At 69.9% G+C, this 24343-nt stretch carries 23 protein-coding genes; 9 read left to right on the top strand and 14 right to left on the bottom strand.

Features of this window, described 5'->3' with window-relative positions; all coding sequences use genetic code 11:
* Positions 1-41: 41 nt before the first annotated feature.
* A complete protein-coding gene (locus OHA64_RS30550; RefSeq protein ID WP_405624184.1) occupies positions 42-1196 on the bottom strand; it encodes a cystathionine gamma-synthase in 1155 nt (384 codons plus the stop codon).
* A gap of 583 nt (positions 1197-1779) precedes the next feature.
* On the opposite strand from OHA64_RS30550, the gene OHA64_RS30545 reads away from it, so the two are divergent.
* Positions 1780-2898: a hypothetical protein gene (locus OHA64_RS30545; RefSeq protein ID WP_405618464.1), complete on the top strand. Its 1119-nt coding sequence runs from the start codon at positions 1780-1782 to the stop codon at positions 2896-2898.
* Between the two features lie 185 nt (positions 2899-3083).
* On the opposite strand, the gene msrA is transcribed toward OHA64_RS30545, so the two are convergent.
* Positions 3084-3596 (bottom strand): peptide-methionine (S)-S-oxide reductase MsrA, encoded by a 513-nt coding sequence (msrA, locus tag OHA64_RS30540; protein ID WP_405618461.1) that lies wholly within the window; start codon positions 3594-3596, stop codon positions 3084-3086.
* Between the two features lie 206 nt (positions 3597-3802).
* Here msrA and OHA64_RS30535 point away from each other — a divergent pair, with 206 nt between their 5' ends.
* Positions 3803-4396 (top strand): DUF4291 domain-containing protein, encoded by a 594-nt coding sequence (locus OHA64_RS30535; protein WP_405618459.1) that lies wholly within the window; start codon positions 3803-3805, stop codon positions 4394-4396.
* Between the two features lie 116 nt (positions 4397-4512).
* Here OHA64_RS30535 and OHA64_RS30530 read toward each other — a convergent pair whose 3' ends face one another.
* On the bottom strand, positions 4513-4974 hold the full coding sequence (locus OHA64_RS30530; protein ID WP_405618457.1) for a DUF5707 domain-containing protein: 462 nt from the start codon (positions 4972-4974) through the stop codon (positions 4513-4515).
* Between the two features lie 246 nt (positions 4975-5220).
* On the opposite strand from OHA64_RS30530, the gene OHA64_RS30525 reads away from it, so the two are divergent.
* From OHA64_RS30525 to OHA64_RS30515, 3 genes are all read left to right on the top strand, one after another.
* Positions 5221-6336, top strand: a complete 1116-nt coding sequence (locus OHA64_RS30525; RefSeq protein WP_405618454.1) for an AI-2E family transporter — start codon at positions 5221-5223, stop codon at positions 6334-6336.
* Positions 6337-6443: 107 nt separating this feature from the next.
* Positions 6444-7364 carry a DUF5829 family protein gene (locus OHA64_RS30520; RefSeq protein ID WP_405624183.1) on the top strand — a complete coding sequence of 307 codons (921 nt, stop codon included), beginning with the start codon at positions 6444-6446 and terminating at the stop codon, positions 7362-7364.
* Positions 7365-7531: 167 nt separating this feature from the next.
* Positions 7532-7816, top strand: a complete 285-nt coding sequence (locus tag OHA64_RS30515; protein ID WP_405618452.1) for a hypothetical protein — start codon at positions 7532-7534, stop codon at positions 7814-7816.
* Between the two features lie 114 nt (positions 7817-7930).
* Here OHA64_RS30515 and OHA64_RS30510 read toward each other — a convergent pair whose 3' ends face one another.
* The 4 genes from OHA64_RS30510 to OHA64_RS30495 all read right to left on the bottom strand — a co-directional run bounded on the left by OHA64_RS30510 (position 7931) and on the right by OHA64_RS30495 (position 9979).
* Positions 7931-8482, bottom strand: a complete 552-nt coding sequence (locus OHA64_RS30510; protein ID WP_405618450.1) for a DUF3455 domain-containing protein — start codon at positions 8480-8482, stop codon at positions 7931-7933.
* Positions 8479-8829 carry a hypothetical protein gene (locus OHA64_RS30505; RefSeq protein ID WP_405618448.1) on the bottom strand — a complete coding sequence of 117 codons (351 nt, stop codon included), beginning with the start codon at positions 8827-8829 and terminating at the stop codon, positions 8479-8481. The genes OHA64_RS30510 and OHA64_RS30505 overlap by 4 nt, the downstream gene beginning before the upstream one ends.
* 188 nt (positions 8830-9017) lie before the next feature.
* On the bottom strand, positions 9018-9461 hold the full coding sequence (locus OHA64_RS30500; RefSeq protein WP_405618445.1) for a GNAT family N-acetyltransferase: 444 nt from the start codon (positions 9459-9461) through the stop codon (positions 9018-9020).
* A 134-nt stretch (positions 9462-9595) separates the two neighbouring features.
* Positions 9596-9979 carry a VOC family protein gene (locus OHA64_RS30495; RefSeq protein ID WP_405618443.1) on the bottom strand — a complete coding sequence of 128 codons (384 nt, stop codon included), beginning with the start codon at positions 9977-9979 and terminating at the stop codon, positions 9596-9598.
* Between the two features lie 84 nt (positions 9980-10063).
* On the opposite strand from OHA64_RS30495, the gene OHA64_RS30490 reads away from it, so the two are divergent.
* The 3 genes from OHA64_RS30490 to OHA64_RS30480 all read left to right on the top strand — a co-directional run bounded on the left by OHA64_RS30490 (position 10064) and on the right by OHA64_RS30480 (position 13340).
* On the top strand, positions 10064-11143 hold the full coding sequence (locus OHA64_RS30490) for an ABC transporter substrate-binding protein (protein ID WP_405618441.1): 1080 nt from the start codon (positions 10064-10066) through the stop codon (positions 11141-11143).
* Positions 11140-12153 carry a FecCD family ABC transporter permease gene (locus tag OHA64_RS30485; protein WP_405618439.1) on the top strand — a complete coding sequence of 338 codons (1014 nt, stop codon included), beginning with the start codon at positions 11140-11142 and terminating at the stop codon, positions 12151-12153. The genes OHA64_RS30490 and OHA64_RS30485 overlap by 4 nt, the downstream gene beginning before the upstream one ends.
* A gap of 203 nt (positions 12154-12356) precedes the next feature.
* Positions 12357-13340: a FecCD family ABC transporter permease gene (locus OHA64_RS30480; protein ID WP_405624182.1), complete on the top strand. Its 984-nt coding sequence runs from the start codon at positions 12357-12359 to the stop codon at positions 13338-13340.
* A 53-nt stretch (positions 13341-13393) separates the two neighbouring features.
* On the opposite strand, the gene OHA64_RS30475 is transcribed toward OHA64_RS30480, so the two are convergent.
* Positions 13394-14434 carry an NAD(P)-dependent alcohol dehydrogenase gene (locus OHA64_RS30475; protein WP_405618437.1) on the bottom strand — a complete coding sequence of 347 codons (1041 nt, stop codon included), beginning with the start codon at positions 14432-14434 and terminating at the stop codon, positions 13394-13396.
* A gap of 172 nt (positions 14435-14606) precedes the next feature.
* Between OHA64_RS30475 and OHA64_RS30470 the strand changes: the two genes are divergently transcribed.
* Entirely contained in the window at positions 14607-15539 is a 933-nt protein-coding gene (locus OHA64_RS30470) for a helix-turn-helix domain-containing protein (protein WP_405618435.1), read from the top strand.
* Positions 15540-15611: 72 nt separating this feature from the next.
* Here the strand turns inward: OHA64_RS30470 and OHA64_RS30465 are convergent, their stop codons facing one another.
* The 6 genes from OHA64_RS30465 to OHA64_RS30440 form a co-directional block, all read right to left on the bottom strand.
* Positions 15612-16031 (bottom strand): hypothetical protein, encoded by a 420-nt coding sequence (locus OHA64_RS30465; RefSeq protein WP_405618433.1) that lies wholly within the window; start codon positions 16029-16031, stop codon positions 15612-15614.
* A 99-nt stretch (positions 16032-16130) separates the two neighbouring features.
* Entirely contained in the window at positions 16131-16901 is a 771-nt protein-coding gene (locus OHA64_RS30460; RefSeq protein ID WP_405618431.1) for a group II truncated hemoglobin, read from the bottom strand.
* Positions 16902-17002: 101 nt separating this feature from the next.
* Positions 17003-20248, bottom strand: a complete 3246-nt coding sequence (locus OHA64_RS30455) for a S8 family serine peptidase (protein ID WP_405624181.1) — start codon at positions 20246-20248, stop codon at positions 17003-17005.
* A gap of 321 nt (positions 20249-20569) precedes the next feature.
* On the bottom strand, positions 20570-21253 hold the full coding sequence (locus OHA64_RS30450; protein WP_405618429.1) for an ABC transporter ATP-binding protein: 684 nt from the start codon (positions 21251-21253) through the stop codon (positions 20570-20572).
* A 133-nt stretch (positions 21254-21386) separates the two neighbouring features.
* Positions 21387-22859, bottom strand: a complete 1473-nt coding sequence (locus tag OHA64_RS30445; RefSeq protein WP_405618427.1) for an ABC transporter permease — start codon at positions 22857-22859, stop codon at positions 21387-21389.
* Between the two features lie 135 nt (positions 22860-22994).
* Positions 22995-24260, bottom strand: coding sequence for an Ig-like domain-containing protein (locus tag OHA64_RS30440; protein WP_405618425.1), 1266 nt, complete (start codon positions 24258-24260; stop codon positions 22995-22997).
* Between the last annotated feature and the right edge of the window lie 83 nt (positions 24261-24343).

Raw genomic sequence — 24343 nt, 5'->3', positions numbered from 1 at the left:
ACGCCTGGCTCCTGACGTCTGGTTGCCAGGCGTCAGATGCTCTAGCCGAGCGCCTGACGCAGGTCCTCCAGAAGGTCCTCGACGTTCTCGATGCCCACGGACAGACGTACGAGATCAGCGGGCACCTCCAGGGCGGAGCCGACCACGGAGGCGTGCGTCATACGTCCGGGGTGCTCGATCAGCGACTCGACGCCGCCCAGGGACTCACCGAGCGTGAACACCTTGGCGCGGTTGCAGACCTCGACGGCCGCCTCCTCGCCGCCCTCGACCTGGAAGGAGACCATGCCGCCGAACGCCCGCATCTGCTTGGCGGCGACCTCGTGGCCGGGATGGTCCGGAAGGCCCGGGTAGAGGACCTTCGACACGCGCGCGTGCCGGGTCAGCATGTCGGCGACCTTCGTGGCGTTCTCGCTGTGCCGGTCCATCCGTACCGACAGCGTCTTCGTGCCGCGCAGCACCAGCCAGGAGTCGAAGGGCCCGGCGACCGCGCCCATCGCGTTCTGGTGATACGCCAACTCCTCCCCCAGGTCCGGGTCGCTGACGATCAGGGCGCCGCCGACGACGTCCGAGTGGCCACCCATGTACTTGGTCAGGGAGTGCACGACGACGTCCGCGCCGAGCGCCAGCGGCTGCTGCAGGTACGGCGTCGCGAAGGTGTTGTCGACGACGAGCCGGGCGCCCGCGTCATGGGCGACCTGGGCGACGGCGGCGATGTCGGTGATGCCGAGCAGCGGGTTGGAGGGGGTCTCCACCCACACGGCCTTGGTCTTCGGGGTGATGGCGGCCCGTACGGCGGCGGGATCGGCGGAGTCGGCGACCGACCACTCCACGCCCCACCGGGAGACGACCTTCGCGAACAGACGGAACGTGCCGCCGTACGCGTCGTTCGGGATGACCACGTGGTCGCCGGGGCTGAGCAGCGTACGCAGCAGGCAGTCCTCGGCCGCCAGCCCGGATGCGAACGCGAGGCCTCGGCGCCCGCCCTCCAGGGCGGCGAGGTTCTCCTCGAGTGCGGTGCGCGTCGGGTTGGCGCTGCGGCTGTACTCATAGCCGCCGCGCAGACCGCCGACGCCGTCCTGCTTGTACGTCGAGACCTGGTAGATCGGCGGGACGACCGCGCCGGTGAGGGGATCCGCGGTGTTGCCCGCGTGGATCGCGAGGGTCTCGAAATGCTGACTGGGGTGCCTGTCGCTCATGGGCACCGAGGGTAGTGCGCCGACGGGGCCGATGACGGACGGCGAGACCGCGAAGCCCGTCGCCGCGGTCGGCCGCGGTGGGCCGGCGGAGGTTTTCCACAGGCCGCGGACCGGGTTGGCCAATTGTCCGAGGCTTCTGGAGCCGTTCTTAAAGACGAGCCCCTGCCGGGACCGTACTGCGAGATCCCCGGCCGCCAGCGAACCCAGGAACATCCCCACCTCGCCCAGTACCGCAGCGTCCGACTCACTCACCCGCAGCCGGTCCCGCACCGCCACACCGGCCGGACCGGGCACCACGAACGGCGCCGTCAACTCCCGCAGCCCACCCACCCGTTCACCCCCGACCGCGATGCGAAGACCCCGTCACCGCAGTCAACGACCACCACCCACAAAGGTCACCCATTCGACCCAAGAACTCCCGTTCCCCACAGAGAGGCGAACTCAGAACACCCCTTGGCAGCAGAGAACACCCCCAGCGCACCGCGGACGACCGGACCCACACCATCCGGCCACGGCACTCACCCACACCCACCCGAACCCACTCCCGCTCACTACGCCGCCAACAGCTTCGTACCCTTGAGACATGGAAATTCTTTGGGTCCTGATGGCGCTGGTCCTGTTCGGCTTCGTGCTGCTGCCCTACCTGCGGCGCCGGCGCGGCATGATCGAGCAGGTCCACCCCGGCCACCCGGACGCCGCGGACCCCGCGAACTACGGATTCGCGCAGCAGGAGGAGCTCGACATCCGGATGCCCGGCCCCGACCAAGACCTGGTGGACGTCCTGGACGTGGTGCAGCGCAGCCAGGACCACCCTGCGGCCGCCCAGCTCCTGGCCGGCACAGAGACGGAGGGCGAGCTGCGCTGGCAGCGTGTGCAGGCCTTCGCCGGCGCCGCGTCCCTGGAGCTGCGGCAGCGGCCCGGCGGGGTCAGCGAGACACCGGGCGGGCAGTGGCTGCGGGTGTGGCGGACGCAGGCGCCCAAGGACCCGGGCGGCGCGGCGGTGCACGCGGAGTTCCTGGTCCAGCAGGCGTGGCGGACGTCGACACCCGGCACGGACGAGTTCCGGATCATCATGGAGGAGGCCAGGTCCGCGTGCGGCGACGCGGCACTGCTGGCTCCCGGCGACCCGATCCCGTACATCATCGAGCTGTCCGTGGCCCGCGGACTGGCCTATCCCCAGGCCGAGTTCGAGCAGCTGTGGCTGAAGATCCTGGACCGCGCGCCGAACCACATGGGGGCGCATCTCGCCGCCCTGCACTACTGGTGCGAGAAGTGGCACGGCTCGCGCGAGCAGGCGTACGCCTTCGCCGAAGCGGCGGCCGCCCGCGCTCCCCGGGGCTCGTTGCTGGCCGCCATGCCGCTCTTCGCGGTCTTCGAGCACCTGCCCGAGGTGAACCTGGTCAGCGGCTTCTACCGGAGCGAGGTCGTCACGAAGGCGGTCCACGGAGCGCTGCACGCCGTGCACTCATCCCGCCCCGACGACCCGATGCTGGCGCACGTCCGCCACCTGCTGGTCTTCTTCCTGGTCCGCTCCGAGCGCTGGGCCGAGGCGATGAGCCAGCTCATCCACATCGACGGCCACGTCGGCGCCCTTCCCTGGACCCTGTCCGCCGACCCGGCCGCGGAGTTCGCGGTCTACCGGGCCCTGGCGGTCGCGGGCTACGAGGCGAACGGCGGCAGCCCGGCGACACTGCCGAACTGACGCGTCCGCGGCTTCCCTCCCCCGGCTTTCCCGGCGCGCGGGAGGGCCCGCTGCGTACGCCGCCACCAGGCAGGTCTTGCCTCGTTCACGAGGGATCGGTCGGTGACCGGCCACACGCCAGGCCGTCCGCGTGGTCTACGACCGGGCGACCGGCCGGCCCACCCTTCCGGCGGGCCGTGTCGCGGTCAGTCCTGCGCGCGGGCGGGCAGCCGCCATCCCGGGCGCGGGAAGTGGCAGGTGTAGCCGTCCGGGTAACGCAGCAGGTAGTCCTGATGCTCGGGCTCGGCCTCCCAGAAGGGGCCGACCGGCTCCACCTCGGTGACGACCTTGCCCGGCCACAGCCCGGAGGCGTCCACATCCGCGATCGTGTCCTCGGCGATCCGCTTCTGCTCGTCATCCACGTAGTAGATCGCCGAGCGGTAGCTGAGGCCGATGTCGTTGCCCTGGCGGTTCCTGGTGCTCGGGTCGTGGATCTGGAAGAAGAACTCCAGGATCGCGCGGAAGTCGGTCTTCGTGGGGTCGAAGAGGATCTCGATGGCCTCAGCGTGCGTGCCATGGTTCCGGTACGTCGCGTTCGGCACGTCACCCCCGGTGTATCCGACCCGGGTCGCCGTCACGCCCGGGAGTCGGCGGATCAGGTCCTCCATCCCCCAGAAGCATCCGCCCGCCAGCACGGCCCTCTGCGTCTGCGCAGCCATTGCGGCCCTCCAATATCTGTCAGCTGAGTCACTCGGGCTACTCGGCTCGCACACCACCGGCATCCCCTGCCCATTGTCCTCAACGCGAGAGGGAGGCAGGCGATTCCGTGCGCCTCCAACCGGCCCCACGGCCACCGGTCGCCGGCCGCCGGCCGCCAGCCGAAATTCGGTGGCCGCCGACACCGGCCGACCCCACGCTGTACGCCATGGAAGAACCGCAACGCCGGATCCGTGCGACCTACACGGAGTCCACGATTACCGTCTACCAGGCGTACGCCCCGGAAATCGGCCTGCCCGCCGTCCGCGAGGGCCGCTTCCCCGCCGTGTGGAAGCGGGAACGGATGACCTGGATCAAACCGTCGTTCCTGTGGATGATGTACCGCTGCGGCTGGGGTGCGAAGGCCGGGCAGGAGACCGTCCTCGCTGTCGAGATCAGCCGTGACGGCTTCGAGTGGGCGCTACGCCACGCCTGTCTGTCGAGCTACGTCCGCGGGGTACACGCCGACCAGGCCGCCTGGCAGCGTCAGTTGAAGCGTGCGCCCGCTCGTGTGCAGTGGGACCCCGAGCGGGACCTGCGCCTCCAGCCCCTGCCGCACCGGTCATTGCAACTCGGCCTCTCCGGCGAGGCCGTGCGGCGCTACGCGGACGAGTGGACGGTCGCCATCCGCGACGTGACCCCCCTCGCCCACGAGATCCATGCTCTCGTCAGCGACGGTGACCTGGACTCCGCCGCCCGACTGCTGCCCCCGCAACGCCCTTATCCCGTGGGAGACGAGCTTCTCGCGCACCTCCGGGGATGACGGACTGATTCGCCCGGCAGCCGACCGCGGCCGATGGGTCGCACGGCAGCACAGGCTCGCCGGGACCGGGGTGTCCTGGCCGATCGGAGTGGCAAGGCCGACGGATCAGCACCGGGTTACCTGACGGCGAAGTCGGCCGCCTCGGTGTCCAGGGTCGTGGTGCCGTCCTTCCCGGTGGCCAGGACAGCGACGTGCCAGACACCGTGCGGGGACGACTCGGCGTCGGAACGGGTGACCTTGGCGGTGTAGGTGCAGCGCACGATGTCATCACCCGAGGGCTCGCAGACGGCCGGCTCCGCGCCCGCCATGTCCTTGGCGGTCAGCTCCTTCTTGGCGAAGGACGAGTTCTCCGGCCATGCCAGCACCTTCACGTTCTTGACACCCGACGACGCCGTGACGTCGGTGACGAAGGTCAACGAGCCGTCGCGGTCGCCGCTGGGAACGCTGTAGCGGGCAGTGCTGTCCGACAGGGCCGGAGGCTGCTCCCCGGCGTGGGCGAGAGCGAAGGCGCCGGCGCCACCGAGGACGACGACACCGGCCGCACCGAACAGGACGGACAGAGCGATACGTCGGGACATGAGGTTCTCCGCAACTTCTCAGCTGGATCGGGCCGGCGCTCCTCGCCTTGCGCCGCTGCACCGATACTCGCCGGGCACGGGCCTGCCGGGCATGAGCCCAACTACTCACCTCAGCCTGAGTAAGCCCACTCGATCGCACCCAGTCGTCCCCTCCACACCACCTCGAGTCCAGATGGGCTCCAGGACCGTGCGATCCATCTGTGAGCGGCGATGCGGGTGTGACTTGAGTACCCATAGGGTGCATCCGTGACTGCCCCTTTGAGTTCGACGAGAACCCGCGGCGCGCTCCGTACCTCGGCGCGTGTCTCCGCGGAGTTGCTGCTCATATTCCTGATGCTCGCGGTGAGTTTGTGGCTCCTGGGCCGGATGTGGTCGGTCGTCTGGCCGCTCGTGGTCGGCCTGCTTCTGACCACACTGACCTGGCCACCGACCCGTTTCCTGCGTCGTCGCGGGTGGAAGCCCGCCCTGGCCGCATCGGTCGTGACGGTGCTGTTCCTCCTGGTCGCCGTGGGCACCGTGGCTCTGATCGCGGTACCGGTGGCATCCCAGTCCGGCCAGCTGACCGACGGGGTGGTCGACGGCATCCAGAAGTTGCGCGAATGGGCCGCCGGGCCGCCGTTGAACATCGGTGACGCCCAGATCAACAAGGCCTTCGACACCGCGGTCTCCCGCGCGCAGGACGGTCTGGGCAGCATGGTCGGCGCGGTCGTCACCGGAGTGAGCACCGTGGTGAACGGCTTGGTCACCGCCGTCCTGGCCCTCTTCCTGATGTTCTTCTTCCTCAAGGACGGCCCGCGGTTCCTGCCGTGGCTCGCCCACCAGCTGCCCGGTCGGCTCGCCACCGACGTCCCGGCCGTGGCCTCGCGTGGCTGGGACACCCTGGGAGCGTTCGTGCGTTCCCAGGCGGCCGTCGGTCTGCTCGACGCCGTCCTGATCGGCCTGGGCCTGTGGGTTCTGGGGGTACCGCTGGTGCTCCCGCTGGCGGTGCTGACCTTCGTCTCCGCGTTCGTGCCGATCATTGGCGCGCTGTTCGCCGGTTTCGTCGCGGTTCTTATCGCGCTGGTCTCCAACGGCCTGACGGACGCGCTGATCGTGCTGGCCATCATCGTCGTGGTGCAGCAGCTCGAGGGCAACGTGTTCCAGCCCATGATCCAAAGTCGGGGGCTCGGCCTCCATGCGGCAGTGGTCCTGCTGGCGGTGACGTTGGGCGGCAGTCTGGCCGGCATCGTGGGCAGCCTGCTCGCCGTACCGATCGCCGCGCTGATCGCGGTGGTCTGGAACTATGTGCGCGATCAGCTCCGCGAACCGTCACCGGATCCGGGAACCGATGAGTCGGACGCCGGCGCCGCTGTGCCGTCCTAAGGCTGCGTAGGTGCGGCTTCAAGCATGTCGGCCTCGTTCGGAAACAACAGCGGCCGCCTCCTCTCCGCCCTACGATCGCCCACATGGTGATTCGTCGAACATTACGCATGATTGTCGTGCTCGCTGTGGCCCTGGCCGGAGCGATCGGGGGTGGTGTGGGGACGGCGCAGGCCGAGGGGAGCCGGTCCTCGTACGATCGGCAGTTGTTGTTCTACAACCACTCCTACGGAGTCCTCGACCGGGAGACCGCCGACGCCATCGAACACTCCGACTACCTGCGGGACTTCGCCAGCTTCCAGGTCCGTACCACGACCGGTACCGGCGGACAGACCTGGACCGGCCGCTATCTGACGGGCCGCGAGACCTACCTGGAACTGTTCGGAGTCGGTGACCTGGCCGGCCAGGACGGCACCCTCGGCTCCGCCGGGCTCGGCCTCTCGACCGAGCGGGCAGGAGACCTGGCGACGGTGACCGAGCGACTGAAGGACGAGGGGGTCGCCGACCCCGTCGAGTTCCTCCAGACCCGGGACTTCGGTGACGGTGTGCCCGTGCCGTGGTTCGACGCCATCCTCACCACCACCGAGTACGACGCGTTCGGAGCCTGGGCGATGGAGTACCGGCCGGAGTACTTCGCCGATCCCCGCGGCAACACCGAGCCGCCGAGTTATCCCGGTGACGTCGGCCGGGAGCGCTACCACTCTGACGACTACCGCAACCACCTGATGCGTGACGTGACCTTTGTACGTCTCGCGGTCACCGAGGGCGACCTCGCCGACACCGTGCCGCTGCTGCGGGCCGGCGGATTCGCTGTCCGGACCGTGACGGGCGGTGGCGTCGTCGCGGAGCGTGGCGGCACCACGATTCGGCTCGACTCCGTCCCCCGCGAACAAGCGGGGTTGCAGCGGGTCGAGATGTCACTCAACCGGCCCGTGAAGGACCGGCATGTGGAGCGGATCGGTCACTCGACCCTCGCCGTCGGCCCCGGCAGCCATGCCGTGTGGAGGTTCGCCGACAACGGCACCCGGTAGAAGCGGGTAGTGGGCGCAGGGCCGTGTGTCCGAGCCGGCGGACGCCGTTCGGATCACCCGAGGCGGCCCTTCAGGTGATTGCCGGACGCCTCATGGGCCGGGCAGCCGACGTAGGGGTACGAGGTCTCAGCAGAGAACGAACCCAGAACGCCGTGAGGAGCTTGGTGATGTACGCAGCAGTCCGGCGGTACGAAGGGGTGACCGACCCGGCCGAGGCGGCACGTCTCGTGAACGAGGGGTTCGTGCCGCTCATGCGCCAGGTCCCCGGCTTCGTGGCCTACTACTGGATCGATGCCGGGAACGGAGTGATGGTCTCGACCAGCGTCTTCCAGGACCAGGCCGGTGTCGAAGAATCGATCTTGCGGGCTGCGGACTTCGTGCGGGACAACCTCGCGTCACTGCTCCCCAACCCTCCTCAGGTCATGGCCGGCGAGGTGGCGGTTTCCGCATGACAGCGTGCGGACCAGCCACATGAGATGACCTCCAAGGGGGCCCCGCCCTGCCCGCCCACAGCAGGGCGGGGCCCCTTGAGGTCGTGCAGGGCCCCGCCGTTGCTGCCTACGGCATCACTTGGTGGGCTTGTAGAAGGTGTAGGTGGCGGAGTACGGGACGCTGATCTGGTCGGTGCCGGTGCAGGCGGCGGCGGGGGCGACGCCGCCGTGGGTGTTGAGGCGCTGGATGTAGGAGACGTCGGCGAAGACCCCGGTGCCACGAGTGGCGGTGGACTGCAGGAGTAGCTCGGGGATGGTGCCGGTCTTGGGGGAGTTGGCGATGGCGGCCGCGTTGACGGCGCTGCCGTCCACCGTGGACACCCAGACGGGGCCGCGGGAGTGGAGGGCGACAGGGCGGTGCGAGCGGTCGTTTCTGGCCCACAGGGTGGCGGCGGGCTCCAGCAGCTTCCAGGCGCCGTCGGTGCAGGTGTAGGTCTGGACTCCTTCGGCGGAGAAGACGCCGGTGAGGCGATTGCCGTCGGGGACCTTGAGCGCGGCGGGAGCCTTGATGCCGGCGTGGGCGGGCTGCGAGGTTGCGGCCTGGCCCACCGGCGCGCTCAAGAGCGTGCCGGCGGTCACGGCGGCGAGAGCTGTGGTGGTGAGGACGAGACGCTTGGCGAGCTTCATCGGGTTTTTCTCCAGAGCGTTTTCTGAATGAGGTCGCGGGTGCGATCGCGGACGCCGTGTGTGTCACGGTGCCGGAGCAGCATGGTCTGCCGAGCGTGCGGGGCGCACTTGATGATCACGGGCACGCGATCCTGCGCGGGTGTGCACACGGCTGCGCCCCGTTCTTCAGCCGTGACGGACCGGGCGGCAGCCACGGCGCCCTCGTGGAAATCGCCGTGGGTCGTTTCCGCCGTGCCGGGATCGTCGACGGGATGACAGCCCCGGCCGCCGAGTCGAGCGCGCGGCGCGATGACGCCGAGGCCCTGAGGGCCGACCGGGGTTTCCCGGTGGGGATCATCCCGTTTCATGAGTAGGGAGTATCGCTGTACGGGTTTCGGCTCGACGAGGGACTAGGGGGCATGCGGACGGGCACGCTACCGCGTCCTCGGGGCGTTCGACGGCCGTCGAGGCGGCTGGGTCGGGCGGACCACCGAAGCCGGAGGGCTCGGCGGGGCGGCAGGGCGGTCCGGTGAACGCGCTTTGCCCTCTTGGCGGTTCACCTTCCTCGCGCGCCCGCGCCCGGCGGTCGCACCATGAAGATGTCCACCGGGTCCTCGACTTCCACGGCGAACCCGTGGCGCTCGTACAGTCGTTGGGCTGCGCTGCCCTGCAAGACGTTCAGACGGACGAGCAGGCCGTCGGCGTCGGTCCGGTCCAGCAGGGTTCGCAGGACGGCCGAACCGAGTCCTCGGCCCTGGACGTCGGGGGCGAGATAGAAGTGCTCCAGCCAGTGCCCGTCCTTCGCCGGCCGCAAGGCGACGCAGCCCGCCAGGACACCATCTGCCAGGACGACAGAGGTGTGCCGCGGGGAGAAGGCGTCCCGCAGCCGCTGCCGGACCCGGTGCTCGTCGAACCGGCCCAGCCGCTCCAGGTCCGGGCGCATCACGACGGCCCGCAGCTCCACGATCGCCTCGAGATCCGCCGATTCCGCTGGGCGCATGGCCCATTCCATGGGCCGGTCCGGCGTGCAGCGGAGCACCACTTGCCCCACCGGTATCTCGTTCGCCTTCACCCTCGCGTTCACGGCTGGATTATGACAGCGGCCGCAGTGCGGACCGTGCGTGTGCCGGCGGGTCAACCACCGCTCCCGTAAGGCCGCGTGAGTATCTCCAGGTTGTGGCCGTTCGGGTCGTCGAAGTACGTGCCTCGGCCGCCGTCGTTGTGGTTGATCTCGCCGGCCCGGTGATGGAACGGATCCGCCCAGTGCGTCAGGCCGGCCTGCTGGACGCGGTCGAGGATGGTGTCGAAGTCGGGTTCGGAGACCAGGAACGCGTAGTGCTGCGGGGTGATCGGGTCGGGCGTGTCCACGTAGTCGAGGGTCACGCCGTTCGGGATCTGGACCGGGATGAAGGGACCGTACTGGGGGCTCACGTCCAGGCCCAGGATGTCGGCGAGGAACCGGGCCGAGGCGTGCTTGTCGTGCGCGGCGACGATGGTGTGGTTGAGCTGAACTGTCATCGTGCGGACCTCCTCCATGCCGACCATACTCCCGGACCGGTTAAGGTAAGCCTTGCCTTAGCAAACCGGAGTAGCGGAGTAGTCGTGCGTGCAGCAGCTGTGGGGGCCGTCCTGGCCGCGTCCGCCGTCGGAGGGCTGCTCGTCGGCTGCTCGTCCTCGGGCGGTGGTGACGCGGGCGCCAAGGAGGCGGCCGGCGGGCGCAACCCGGTGATGGGCGCCTCGGCGGGGGCCACGGAGGGACCGTCGGCCGCGCCGAGCACGCTCGCCGACGGCATGGGCTCGGACAAGGACACGGACGGGGCCTTCCCCCGCACCGTCAGCCACTTCAAGGGCACGACGACGCTGAAGTCCGAGCCGAAGAAGATCGCCGTTCTCAGTACCGGGCAGCTCGACGACCTGCTGGCTCTGGGCATCGTGCCGACGGCCACCACCCGCGCCGACAACGCCGGGCTCGTGCCGGACTACCTCGCGGACGCCTTCCCCGAGGACAAGGCACGACTCGCCACGATGACCGACGCCGGCACCCGGCAGGCGCCCAATCTGGAGTCGCTCGCCGCCGCCCGGCCCGACCTGATCCTGGCCAACGACTCGCTCGGCGAGCTCTACCCCAAGCTCTCGAAGATCGCGCCGACCGTGATCACCGCGGGCAACGGCATCAACTGGAAGCGCGACCTGCTGCTCGTCGGCGACGCGGTCGGCAAGGGTGAGGCCGCCCACAGCGTGCTCGACGAGATCGTGGGGGACGCCGAGAAGAAGGGGAAGGCCGTCGAAGGCGACCCCGCCGTGTCCATGGTGCGGTTCACGCCCGACCGTACCCGCATGTTCGGCGTCTCCTCCTTCACCGGGTCCCTCGCCGTCGACATGGGGCTCCAGCGGCCCAAGTCGCAGCAGTTCAACGCCATTTCGGAGGACATCGGCGCGGAGAGCATCGACACCGCCGACGGTGACTGGATCTTCTACTCCGTCCAGGGCGACGCGGACGGCACCGACGCCGCTGGGGGTGCCCCCTCTGGGGGAGTCGTCGCCGGGCCGCTGTGGAAGTCGATGAAGGCCGTGCGGGCCGGGCACGCGGTGAAGGTCGACGACGACCCCTGGTACCTCAACGCCGGGCCGACCGCCGCGCGCCTGGTGATCCGACAGCTCGCCGAGCACCTCGGCACGTGAGCCCGAGACACCTCGCCTGGCCGGCGGCCGTCCTCGCGGTGGCCGTCGTCGGTCTGCTCAGCCTCGCGGTCGGCACCCGCGCGGTGCCGCTGTCCGCCGTCCTCGACGCCCTGCTGCACGGCGGGGGCTCCCCGGACGCTCTCGTCGTACGGTCGCTGCGGGTGCCGCGTACCGAGATCGGGCTGACCGCGGGGGCCGCGCTCGGGCTGGCGGGGGCGGCTCTGCAGGCCGTCACCCGCAATCCGCTCGCCGACCCGGGCATCCTGGGGCTGAGCCAGGGGGCCGCGGCAGGGGTCGTCCTCGCCATCGGCCTCGGGGCGGCGAACGGCTTCGGCGGGTACGTCTGGTACGCCTTCGCCGGGGCGGTGGCCGCCGCGTGTCTGGTGTACGGGGTCGCGGCGCGCGGACGGGGCGGGGCGTCGCCGGTGAAGCTGGCGCTGGCGGGGACGGCGTTGTCCGCGATGACCGCGGGTGCCACGACCGTCGTCCTGACCTCCAGCTCGGCCACGCTGGACCAGTTCCGGTTCTGGCAGGTGGGGGCGCTCAGCGGGCGGGACGCCGACACGGTCGTCAGGATGCTGCCATTTCTGGCGGCGGGGGTGCTGCTGGTCCTGGCGTGCGCGCGGGGGCTGGACGCGTTGGCGCTGGGGGACGACACCGCGCGGGCACTGGGGCATCGGGTGCGGTGGGTACGGGGTACGGCGGCCCTCGGCGCGACCCTGCTGACGGCCGCCGCGGTCGCCGCGGCCGGGCCGATCGCCTTCGTGGGGCTCGCGGTCCCGCATCTGGCCAGGCGCCTGGTCTCCGGGTCCGGCTCCGGGTCCGGCTCCGGCGGGCATCGCGCGGTGCTGCCGCTGTCCGCGCTGCTCGGTGCGGCGCTGCTGGTGGGCGCGGATGTGGCGGGACGTGTCGTGAGGGCTCCCGCGGAGGTGCCGGCCGGAGTGATGACGGCGCTGGTGGGGGTGCCGGTGCTGGTCGCGCTGGTACGGCGGCGGGGGGCCCCGGCGTGACCGGCACCGGCACCGGCACCGAGAAAGGGAGCCGCGGCGTGCCCGATACGAGGACGATCGACACGACGAGCACGAACAGTTCGACCGACGGGGGCCGCGCCGCCACCCGTACGAGCACGGCCGAACGGAGTCTCGGCGCCACCCGCACGCGTACACCGGCCGGCCTCACCGTCCTCCGCCCCGGCCCGACGGTCTCCCTCCTCCTGCACCGGCGTTCCGCCGCCGTCGGCGTCATCCTCCTCGCGCTGCTCGCCGCCGTCATGCTCGCCTCGGCCTGTCTGGGACAGACGTACGTCTCCCCGGCCGGGGTCTGGCGCACGATGCGGACCGGATCCGGGCCGTACGAGCTGGTCGTCGGGGAGTTGCGGGTGCCACGGATCGTGCTGGGGGCGCTGGTGGGAGCGGCGCTCGGACTGGCCGGGGCGCTCGTGCAGACCGTCACCCGCAACCCTCTCGCCAGTCCCGACGTGATCGGGGTCGGGCACGGGGCGGCCGCCGCGACCGTGCTGGCGCTGGCCACCGGTGCCGTCAGCTCGCCGGGTGCGACGCCGGCCGTGTCCGTCGCGGGCGGGCTCGCGGCGGCGGCGCTCGTGTACGTGCTGGCGTGGCGGCGCGGTATGCAGCCGACCCAGTTCGTGCTCACCGGGGTCGGTATCGGCGTCGCGTTGTCGGCCGTCGTCCAGCTGTATCTGACCGACAGCGAGCTGGAGGCCGCCGAGCAGGTCAAGCTGTGGCTGACCGGGAGCCTGAACGGGCGCGGCTGGGAACAGGCGGGGCCTCTCGCGGTCGTCCTGCTGCTGTGTCTGCCCGCGCTGGTGTGGGCGAGCCGGGCGGAACGGCCGCTCGGGCTGGACCCGGACACCGCTGCGGCGCTCGGCGTACGGGTGGGCCGGGCCCGGCTCGGGCTCACCGTCCTCGGGGTCGTTCTGGCGGCGACGGCGACCGGCGCGGCCGGGCCCATCGGGTTCGTCGCGCTGACCGCACCCCAGCTGGCCCGGCGCCTCACCCGCACGCCCCAACTGCCGTTGCTCTGCTCGGCGTTGACCGGCGCGCCGGTTTTGGTCGCCGCCGACCTCGCCGCCCGCACACTGCTGCCCCCACTGGAGATCCCTGTGGGGGCACTGACGTCCCTGGTCGGTGGGCCGTATCTGCTCTGGCTGCTGGGGCGGCGTACGGCGACACGCTGAAGGCCCCGGCGCACGGCCGGGGCCCTTCAGTCGGCTACTCGGTCGGCTACGGCTCAGATCGTCGCGGTGTCGATCACGAACCGGTACCGCACGTCGCTCGCCAGCACCCGCTCGTACGCCTCGTTGATCTCGGACGCGGCGATCAGCTCGATCTCGGCGCCGATGCCGTGCTCGGCGCAGAAGTCCAGCATCTCCTGGGTCTCGGCGATGCCGCCGATCATCGAACCGGCGAGGGTCTTGTTGCCGCCGATGAGGGAGAACAGGTTGAGGGCGATGGGCTCCTCCGGGGCGCCCACGTTCACCAGGGCGCCACCCGTCTTGAGCAGGCTCAGGTACGCGCCGAAGTCCAGCGGCGCCGAGACCGTGGAGACGATGAGGTCGAAGGAGCCGGCGAGCTCCTCGAAGGTCTTCGGGTCGCTGGTGGCGTAGTAGTGGTCGGCGCCCAGCTTCAGGCCGTCGTCCTTCTTGCGCAGGGACTGGGAGAGGACGGTGACCTCGGCGCCCAGCGCGTGCGCGATCTTGACGCCCATGTGGCCGAGGCCGCCCAGGCCGATCACGGCGACCTTCTTGCCGGGACCCGCGCCCCACTGCTTGAGCGGGGAGTACGTGGTGATGCCGGCGCACAGGAGCGGGGCGGCCTCGTCGAGGGCCAGGCCCTCGGGGACGCGGACGACGAAGTTCTCGTCGACGACGACCTTCTCGGCGTAGCCGCCGTAGGTGGGCTCGCCGTCCTTGCCGATGGCGTTGTACGTGCCGACCGAACCGCCGGTGCAGTGCTGCTCCAGGCCGGCCTTGCAGTTGTCGCACTCACGGCAGGAGTCGACGAGACAGCCGACGCCCACGCGGTCGCCGACCTTGAACCGGGTGACGCCGGGGCCGACCTCGGAGACGATGCCCGCGATCTCGTGGCCCGGGACCATCGGGAAGATCGCCTCGCCCCAGCCCTCCCTGGCCTGGTGGATGTCGGAGTGACATATACCGGCGAACTTGATGTCGATCAGGACGTCGAACTCGCGGACCGCGCGACGCTCGATGGTGGTGCGCTCCAGCGGAGCCTTGGAGGCGGGGGCGGCGTACGCAGCAACAGTGGTCATGCGGGGATTCTCTCCTTGCGAGTGGTTCGCGCCCGGCTGCTTTCCGGCCGGGCACGGTGTCCAGAGTGCCCGACTGCGCGGCATCCACCCAGGCCTCCGCTTTGCGTACGTCCAGTGGTCCTACTACTGACGGGGTCAGGCTGGTGTGCGTACGACCGGGAATACTTGAGGCATGGACAATCACCCCGAACCCGTTCCGGAGCCCGTCGGCGGGACGCCCGGCGGGGCGCTGGACCGGCGTGCCGAGCTCAGCGAGTTCCTGCGGACCCGGCGGGCCCGGCTGAAGCCGGAGGACGTGGGGCTGCCGGACTTCGGGCGCCACCGCCGGGTGCCGGGGCTGCGCCGGGAGGAGCTGGCGCAGCTGGCCGGGGTCTCTGTGGCGTATTACACACGCCTGGAGCAGGGAAACGGACGGAACGTTTCGGCGGAGGTCCTCGACGCCATCGCCCGCGCGCTGCGGCTGACCGACGCCGAGCACGCGCACCTCACGCATCTGGCGAAGCCGAAGCAGCACAAGAAGAAGCCGGCCGCCCGCCCCCAGCAGGTCCGGGGCGCGCTGCAGACACTGCTGGACTCGATGGACGGCGTCCCGGCGTACGTCGTGGGGCGACGCTCGGACGTCCTGGCCTGGAACCGGATGGCCGCGGCGGTCTTCGGTGACTGGGCGGAGCTGCCGCCGGCGGAGCGGAACTGGGCTCGGCTGGTGTTCCTGCGGCCCGCGTACCGCGATCTGTACGTGGACTGGGAGCAGAAGGCGATCGACATCGTCTGCGCGCTGCGGATGGACGCCGGCCGCCATCCGGACGACCCCCGGCTGTCCGCGCTGGTGGGTGAGCTGTCCGTGAAGAGCGAGGAGTTCAGGCGGCTGTGGGCCACGCATGACGTCAAGGAGAAGAGTCACGGGCTGAAGCGGCTGCGGCATCCGCTGGTCGGCCACCTCGACCTCGAGTTCGAGTCGTTCCGCCTCGTCGACGACCACGAGCAGTCGCTGGTGACGTACCACGCGGAACCGGGGTCCCCCTCCGCGGAGGCCCTGCGCCTGCTGGCCAGCTGGGGCGCGGACGCGACACGGGCGGGTACGGGGACGTCGGCACCGTCGCCCTGAGGCCGCGGCGCCCGGGTCACCGTGCGCCGCGGCCCGCCCTCCCCTGCCACCGCACTGGCGGACGCGACGGAATCAGCACTGGTGAAGGATGGACTTCCAGGTGCCGGGGCCGCCGGTGTCGAGGTACCAGTCGTTGACGTAACCCCAGGCGCTGCCCGTGGAGACCCGCATCCAGTAGCGGTAGCCGTGGCCGTCCGCGTCCGGGTCACCGGTGGTCCAGCACTCGACCTCCAGCCACTGCCCGTTGCCGTACCGGGCCACCGGGGCCGCGCTGTAGCGCGGTGCGGTGCGCATCACCAGGGCCGAGCCCGCGTTGATGCCGATGACCTGGGCGCAGCGTGCCGGGTCGCTCGAGTCGGCTCCGGGGCACGCGCGCGGAGCGGCCTGGGCGGGCGCGGCCGCGACCAGCGCGACGGAGGTGAGCAGGGCGGCGGCGGCCCCCGCGCCGGCCGCCGACCCGCGCCGGGACCGGAACAGTCGTGACGTCAGCATCGGTTTCTCCATTCGATCGCCGAGGTCACCGACCCTGGCATCGAACGGATCCGGACACATCCTGAGAGGTGTCAGGGTGCCGCGGACACGGGCCGGCCGTCAGCCCTGGTACGGCGGTGCCGCCCCCCACGTCCACTTCGGTACCGGCTGTTCCGCCGGCGGCTTGGCGTCCGGGCCGGAGAAGTACACCGCCAGGCGGGTGCCCCACTCCACGTAGGCGAGGAAGGCCGAGCGGAACTCGGCGTCCGTCGGCAGGTCCGCCTCGTCCGCCGCGTCCTGGATCAGGTTCACCCAGCGGCGGCGCTGGGCCTCGGTGATGTTCCGGCCCATGTGTTTGGCGACCATGTGACCGTGACCGCCCTGTGTCTCGGAGTAGCCGGGCGGGCCGCCGAAGACCTCGGCGAGCCACAGGGCCACGTGCTCGGCATGCTCGGGGTCCAACCCCGCGAAGACGGGCGCGAGGAGCTCGTCCGCGAGGACCTTCTCGTAGAAGACCGTCGTCAGCCGGGCGAAGGCCTCCGCGCCGCCCGCCCACGCGTACAGCGTGGGCACGGCGGAGCCCGTGCCGCGGACCGTGGTCGGCTTGTAGTGCCGCATCTCCTCTATGGACGGGATGAACGGCCGGATCTCGGCGAGGAAGTCCTCGAACAGCTCCGACTTCCGGAAGCCTTCGAGGTGGTCCTCGGTGGAGGTCCAGGTGATGCGCAGAACGTAGTGCTCGAAGTCCTCCTCGCAGCGTGCCAGTTCGTAGTCGACGCATTGCGGCGCCGCCGCCAGCAGGGCCGCGGCCCGGGTGTAGGCGGACAGGAACTCCGCCGACTGCTCTTCGGGGATGCGGTACCGGATGTACTCGACCGTCTGAGTCGTCATGCGCCCACAGAAACACGAGAGGCCCGCCGGAGGCTGTACCTCCGGCGGGCCTTTCGCTCAGCGCTCAACGAGCCTGCGATCTACTTGCCGTACTACGCGATCTACTTCCCGTAGTACGCGTTGTAGATCGAGACCGTCGACTTGTTGCCCTTCTTGTCCGCGATCTTGGCGTGGAAGGAGATGGCCTTCCCCTTCGCCGGGTTCTTCACGGTGATCTTGCCGCCCGTGACCGTGACCTTCTTCCAGGTCTGGCCGTAGTCGTACGACACGTACACCGCGAGCGACTTGAGGTTGCTGCCCTTGGCCGCGCCCTCGACGGTCACCGGGATCTTGACCGTCTTGCCGGCCTCGACCTTGCTGTCCAGGCCGGTGGTCGCCGCGAAGCGGGCCGTGGACACGGGCAGCTTCGCCCTGTTCGTGGTCTTCTTCGAGCGGAACGTGAAGCTCGTGTCGATGCGGGTGGAGGCCGCGGCGACCTTCACGCTGCGCTTGACCGACGTCGCCAGCTTGTACTCGGCGTCGCCGGCCGGGACCTTGAACTCACTCTCACCGAACAGCGGGTCGTCGTTGGAGCCGACCTTGGTGCCGTTGCGGTAGAGGGTCGTGGCGACCGAGGTGAAGAGCGAGGAGCCCGCGTGGGTCTTCCCGTCGGCGAACAGCGGGATGACGCCGGAGATGCTGTTGCCGTCACGGTAGACACCGAAGTCCGCGTTGAGGTGCGGTCCGAACACGGCCGTGTTGAAGGTCTTCGAGTAGGTCTGGCCGGCCTTGAAGGTCTGCTCGGCACCGAGCGTGTAGCCCGCCTCGGAGATCGGGAAGCCGTCCGAGTCGACGCCGCCGTACTGCTCGAATTCCAGCCCCCACTTCACGCCGTCCGAAGTGGACAGGTACAGGGTCCGGGTGCCGGGCAGGGTCTGCGAGATGCCGATGGAGGAGGCGCCGTTGCTGACCGGCAGCCAGCCCACGGCCTGGATCGCGCCCTTCTTGCCGCCGGCCGCGGCGCCCATACCGACCTTCACCTTGGCCAGCTCGCTCGCCTTGTAGTGCTTGGTGTAACCGGTGGCGAGCTGCTTGACCACGGCGCCGGTCGTGGTGTCGTACTCCTTGTCTGCACCACTGCTCCAGTGACCGTCCCACTGCTGGCTCAGCGAACCGTCGGTGATCTGCGGACCCACGTGCGCGGAGCGGAAGTTGGCGTACGTGTCCAGGAACCAGCCGAAGCCGAAGCCGGAGTCGGCCGTGTCGACCGTGTATCCCGGCGACGCGAACTCGGACTTGGCGGCAGCGTCGGGCACGGTGATGTCGACCGGCTTCGCGGTCCGCGCGTCCAGCGTGACCGTGGTGTTCTTGGTGACGCTCAGCTTCGGCCGGGCGAGCCAGTCGATGCCCTTGGTGCCGTCCTCCGGGTCCACGAAGACCGAGGAGTCCAGGACGTAGCCGCCGCGAGGAACGCGGACGGTGACGGTGCCGTCCTCCTCGTACGGAGAGTAGAACCTGTCCTTGGCGGCGCCGGAGACGCCGGCGAGGAAGGCGCTGTAGTACGGGGCCGGCTTGCCGTCACGGTCGAGGAACTTCAGCGTGACGTCGTAGGACTCGACCTCGCGCTGCACCGCGGCCGCCGTGCGCACGGTCTGGCCGCCGCCCGTCGCGGTCACGTACGCGGAGTAGGCGCCGTCGAGTGTGCCGCCCAGCTTGGTGTTGACGGTGACGTCCACTGACGCCTTGCCGCCCGCCGGGACGGTCACCTTGGTCGCGGCGAGCTTGAAGAAGCCCGCGGGAGCCGCCTGCCCCTTGGGGTTGGTGGCGGTCGCGGCCAGGGTGAGCGTGACGTCCTTGGTACCGAGGTTGCGGTACGTCAGCGCCTTGGTGGCCGGCTTGTCGTCGGTGTGCGGCCACTGCTGCGTGCCGAAGCTCACCGACACCGGGTCGGCGATCACGGTCTGCTTGATGGCCTTGTCCACCTGGATACGGCCCGAACCCTGCTCGAACGGCGTGTACTTGCCGCCCTTGGTCGAGCCGGTCAGCGCACCCTTGAGCTCGGCGTACGTCCAGTCCGGGTGCTCCTGCTTGAGGATCGCCGCGGCGCCCGCGACATGCGGGGTCGCCATCGACGTACCGGAGATGGTCAGATAGCCGGCCGGCTTCTCGCCGACCTCCTGCTCGATCACGCTGCCCTTGGCGGACGCGGCCGTGATGTCCACGCCCGGCGCGGTGACGTCCGGCTTGATCGCGCCGTCGCCGAGCCGCGGGCCGGTCGAGGAGAACCCGGCGAGCTTGTCCTTGTCGTCGACCGCGCCGACGGTGAGCGCGGAGTCCGCGCTGCCCGGCGAACCGACCGACTCGGGGCCGGAGTTGCCCGCCGCGATCGCGAAGAGGATCCCCTTCTCGGCGGACAGCTTGTCGACCGCCGCCTCCAGCGGGTCGATCTCCGGAGTGTCCCCGCCGCCGAGGCTGAGGTTGACGACGTCGGCGCCCTGCGCGGCCGCCCACTCCATGCCGGCGAGGATGCCGGAGTCGTCACCGGAGCCGGTGTCGTCGAGGACCTTGCCGTTGAGGATCCGCGCGCCGGGCGCGACGCCCTTGTACTTTCCGCCCGACTTGGCTCCGGTGCCCGCCGCGATGGACGCGACGTGGGTGCCGTGGCCGAAGTGGTCGTTGGCGTCGGCGGCCGTTGAGAAGTTCTTGGACTCGATCACCTGGGACTTCAGGTCCGGGTGGGTCGCGTCGACACCGGTGTCCAGGACGGCGATCTTGACGCCCTTGCCGTCGTAGCCGGCCGCCCACGCCTTGGGGGCGCCGATCTGCGGCACGGACTTGTCGAGGGTCGCCTTGCGGACGCCGTCGAGCCAGACGTGCGCGATGCCGGAGGCCGTCTGGTCGCCGTTGGTGACCGCGTCCCACAGTTCGGGCGCGTCCTTCTGCGGCGTCTGGATCGCGTCCGCGTTCAGCGACTTGAGGTTCGTGCGGAGCTTGCCCGCGTCCCGGACGTCGGCCTTGGTTGCCGCGGCGGTGCCGCGGTAGCCGACGATGACCTTCAGGCCGTGCTTCTGGGACTTGCGGGAGGCGGCCTTGTTGAGCTCGGTGACGTCGAAGAGCCGCTGGTCGAGCTTGCCGCTCGCGACCAGCCGGGCGACGTCGGTCGGCACCACGTAGGTGTGGCCGTCGGCCTTGCGGGTCTGGACGGGTATGTGCTCGCGTCCCTTGGCGGGCTCCAGACCGACGACACGGCCCTTGGCGTCCAGGACGACCCGGTCACCGGTGATCAGGGTGAGACGGTGCTTCGACGTGAGCTGGGCCTTCACGGCACCGCTCGTCTGCTCTGCCTTCGCCGCCGCCGGGCTGGTCATGCCCGCGGCGAGAGCGACGGCCGCGGCCGTGGCGACCGAGGCCGCGCACGCTCTTTTGACGTGTCTGTGCAAGATTCCCCCTTGCAGAAGGTCCGGGTGAATTCCCCGATTCACCCGGGCGGGGGCAAGCTCGCACGCATGCGCGTACGCCCCCCGACGCAGTATGCCGGGGGGCGATCACACGGCTCAATACACAAGTGGTCGACAGGAACGCTCTGTTACACGATCGACGGGAAAGCGAACGTCCTCGGCCACAAGAAACGGGCCTGCCTGAACTCCCGTATGAACTCCCTTACGAGGAGAGGAGTTCAGGAGAGGTGTTCAGGGGGTGGCGTTCTCCTTGACCGTGATCCGTCCCTTCCGGATCGTGGCCACGCGGGGGGCCTTCTTCGCGATCGAGGAATCGTGGGTGACCATGACGAAGGTCAGCCCCAGCTCCTTCCACATCCGTTCGAGCACCTCCATGATCTCGTCGCGCATCGACTCGTCGAGGTTGCCCGTGGGTTCGTCGGCGAGCAGCACCTTCGGCTGCTTGACCAACGCGCGGGCGATGGCGACGCGCTGCTGCTGGCCGCCGGACATCTCGCCGGGCAGATGCCCGAGCCGTTCGCCGAGCCCGACCGACCTGAGCGCCTCGGCGGCCCTCTCACGCCGCTCCTTGCCCTTCACACCGAGAGGTACGAGGGCGGTCTCGACGTTCTCCTGCGCGGTGAGCGTCGGGATCAGGTTGAAGCTCTGGAAGACGAAGCCGATGTTCTCGCTGCGGACCTTGGTGAGGCGGGCCTCGGAGAGCCTGGCCATGTCGGTGCCGTCGAGGACGACTTCGCCGGAGGTCGGCCGGTCCAGGCCGCCGAGCATCTGGAGGAGGGTGGACTTGCCGCCGCCGGTGGGGCCCTGGATGACGAGGCGGTCGCCGTCGGCGATGGTCAGGTCGACGCCGTCGAGGGCGTCGACGGTCTCCTTTCCTCGGGTGTAGCGCTTCGTGACGCTTCTGAGTTCGTACATGGTGGTGGCTCCTGGGGAGGGTCGGGGTGGCGGGGACGGTTGTACGGCTGCGCGGGGTGCCAGCTGGTCGCGTCCCCTTCAGGTGGATGCGGTTCCCTTCAGGGGGTGCGGCCCCCTCGGCCGGTGAGTGCCGCTACTCCACTCGCCGCAGAGCGTCCGCCGGGCGCAGGCGTGACGCGCGCCAGCCGCCGAACGCGCCCGCGATCAGGCCGCCCGCGACCGCCAGGCCCACCGCGATCGCCACCGTCGTGGTGTTCACCGGTGCGGTCAGGGCCACGTCGAGGGTCTTCGCCGCCACCCGGCGGCCGGGACCGCCGAAGCCGCCGCCACCGAAACCGCCTCCACCGCCGGTGCCGCCTGCGCCACCCCCGCCCAACTGCGCCTGCAGCGTGGGGCTGATGGCCGTCACCACATAGGCGCCCGCCAGGCCCAGCGCGATGCCCAGCGCGCCGCCCAGCAGCCCGTTGACCATCGCCTCACCGACGACCTGCCGGGTCACCCGGCCGGACTTCCAGCCCAGCGCCTTCAATGTGCCGAACTCCCGCACCCGGCGCGACACCGCCGAGGAGGTGAGCAGCCCGGCGACCAGGAACGCGGCGATCAGCACGGCGATGGAAAGCCACTTGCCCACGCTCGTCGCCAGCGAGGACGCCGTGGACAGCGACCCGGAGACCGTGTCCGCGAGATCCGCCGAGGTCGTCACGGTCGTACCCGAGATGTTCTTCTGGATCTCGGACTTGACGCTGTCGATCCGCTGCGAGTCGGTCGCCTGCACATAGATGGTGGTGACCTTGTTCTTCGAGTCGCTGAGCGTCTGCGCCTGCTGGAGCGGGAGATAGACGTTCGCGGCCGAGTCCCCGCTGTCGGCGGTGGCGATGCCGATGACCTTGTACTTGACGCTCTTGGCGGTGAGCGTGCTGCCGACCTTGAGCTTCTTCTCCTTGGCGTAGGCCGAGTCGAGCACGGCGACCTTGGCGTTCGTCTCGCTCGACGTGAACGTACGACCGCTGGTGATCTTGGAGGAGGTCAGGGGGCCGAGGGCCGGCTTGGTGACGTCGGTGCCGTAGACGGAGTAGCTGTTGACGTCGAAGTCGGCGCCGCCGCCCCGTACCTCGCCCTGCGGCTGACCACCGCCGTCGGTACCCCGCGTACCGCCCTGCCGTTCGCCGCCCTCGCCGTTCTGCTGGAACTGGCCGCGGGTGAACTGGCCGCTGACCTTGACGACCTGGAGGCTCAGGCCGCCGACCGCGTCCGAGACCCCGCTCTGCTTGCCGACCTTGGTGACGGTCGCCGTCGACAGGGTCTGGAAGCCCTGCACCATCACGCGGTCGGTGCTCTGCTCGGAGCCGGAGTCGTTGTCCTGCGCGTCGAACCGGAAGCGCGGCCGGTCGGAGGCGCTCGCCTGCGGCTGGGCGGCCTTGGTGACCGTCATGTCCGTGCCCAGTCCGTACAGCGACTGGAGGACCTTGTCCTGGGCCTTCCCCATGCCGGACGACACGGAGTTGACGACGATGACCAGCGCGATACCCAGCGCGAGTCCGGAGGCGACGACGAGGGCCGCTTTTCTGCGGCGGCGCAGCTCGCGCCTCAGGTAGGTGAAGAACATGGCCGCAAGGTAGGTACACCGCGTGATGACTGGATAAGGCGGACATAAGAGAAGGATGAGAACGCTGCGATCGACCCCGGAAACACCGATGCCGCCCCTGGGGGCGGCATCGGAATGCTGTGAACTGCGGGTCGGTCAGGCCTCGGAACCGGCCTTCCAGTCGGCCCAGCTCATGTTCCAGCCGTTGAGGCCGTTGTCCGGAGCGACCGTCTTGTCGCCGGTGTTCTGGACGACCACGACGTCACCGATGAGCGAGTTGTTGTACACCCACGCGGCGGGCGTGTTCGGGTCGTTGGCGCCCTTGGTGTCCGACAGACCCACACAGCCGTGGCTGGTGTTCACGCTGCCGAAGATGGACTTCGCGCCCCAGTAGTTGCCGTGCAGGAAGGTGCCGGAACTCGTCAGACGGACGGCGTGCGGGACGTCCTTGATGTCGTACTCGCCCTTGCCGTCGTCGTCGGTGAAGCCCACGGTCGCGCCGTTCATGCGCGTCTCCTTGAACTTCTCCGACATCACCATGATGCCTTCGTAGGTCTTGTTGTCGGGCGAACCGGCGGAGATCGGGATGGTCTTGACGGTCTTGCCATCCTGCGTGATCTTCATCTGCTTGGTCTTCGCGTCGACGTACGAGACCTGGTTGCGGCCGATCTTGAAGGTGACCGTCTTCTGCTGGACGCCGTAGACACCGGAGGCGCCCTCCACGCCGTCGAGCGCGAGCTTCAGCGTGACGGTGGAGTTCTCCTTCCAGTACTCGTCGGGCCGGCAGTCCATGCGCTGGGCGTTGAACCAGTGGCAGACGACTTCCTGGCCGCTGGTGGTGGAGACGGTGATGCCCTTCTGGACGGCCGCCTTGTTGGTGATCGCCTTGTCGAAGTTGATCGACACGGGCATGCCGACGCCGACGGTGGTGCCGTCGTCCGGGGTGTACGTGCCGATGAAGCTGTTCTTCGGCGAGACCGTGGTGAAGGAGGCGTTCTCGTGGGCGACGCGCCCGTCGGAGTCCTTCGCCTCCGCCGTCAGCTTGTAGGTGGTGGACCGCTCCAGCTGGGTGCTGGGCTTCCAGCTCTTCTTGTCCGCTGATATCTGGCCGCTGACCGCGGTGCCCTCGGAGGTCGTCATCGCCACATCGGTGAGCGTGCCCTTGCTCACAGTGACGGCGGCGGAGTTGTTGATGGACGCGTTGTCCGAGCCGTCCTTGGGTGTGATGGCGATCTGGGCCTCGGACGTCTTCTTCGCCGCCGCCTCGTCGACCTTGGACTGCGAACTGTCGCCGCCGTCGTTTCCGGAGGCGTCGTCGCCGCCACTGGAACACGCCGAGAGCACGAGCACTCCGCCGAGCAGTGCGGACGCCACCGTCAGGCCCCTGCGCCGCTTGCTGACCGTCATCACACGCTTCTCCATCGTTGCCGAATCCCCTGAACCCCGAGAGTCCCCGTCAATCAAACTTCAACGCTACGACCGGTTCGTCCCGTTCCACATTCCTC

This window comes from Streptomyces sp. NBC_00076, assembly GCF_045041235.1.
GTDB lineage: Bacteria > Actinomycetota > Actinomycetes > Streptomycetales > Streptomycetaceae > Streptomyces.
This window is presented reverse-complemented; position numbering and strand designations above follow the sequence as displayed.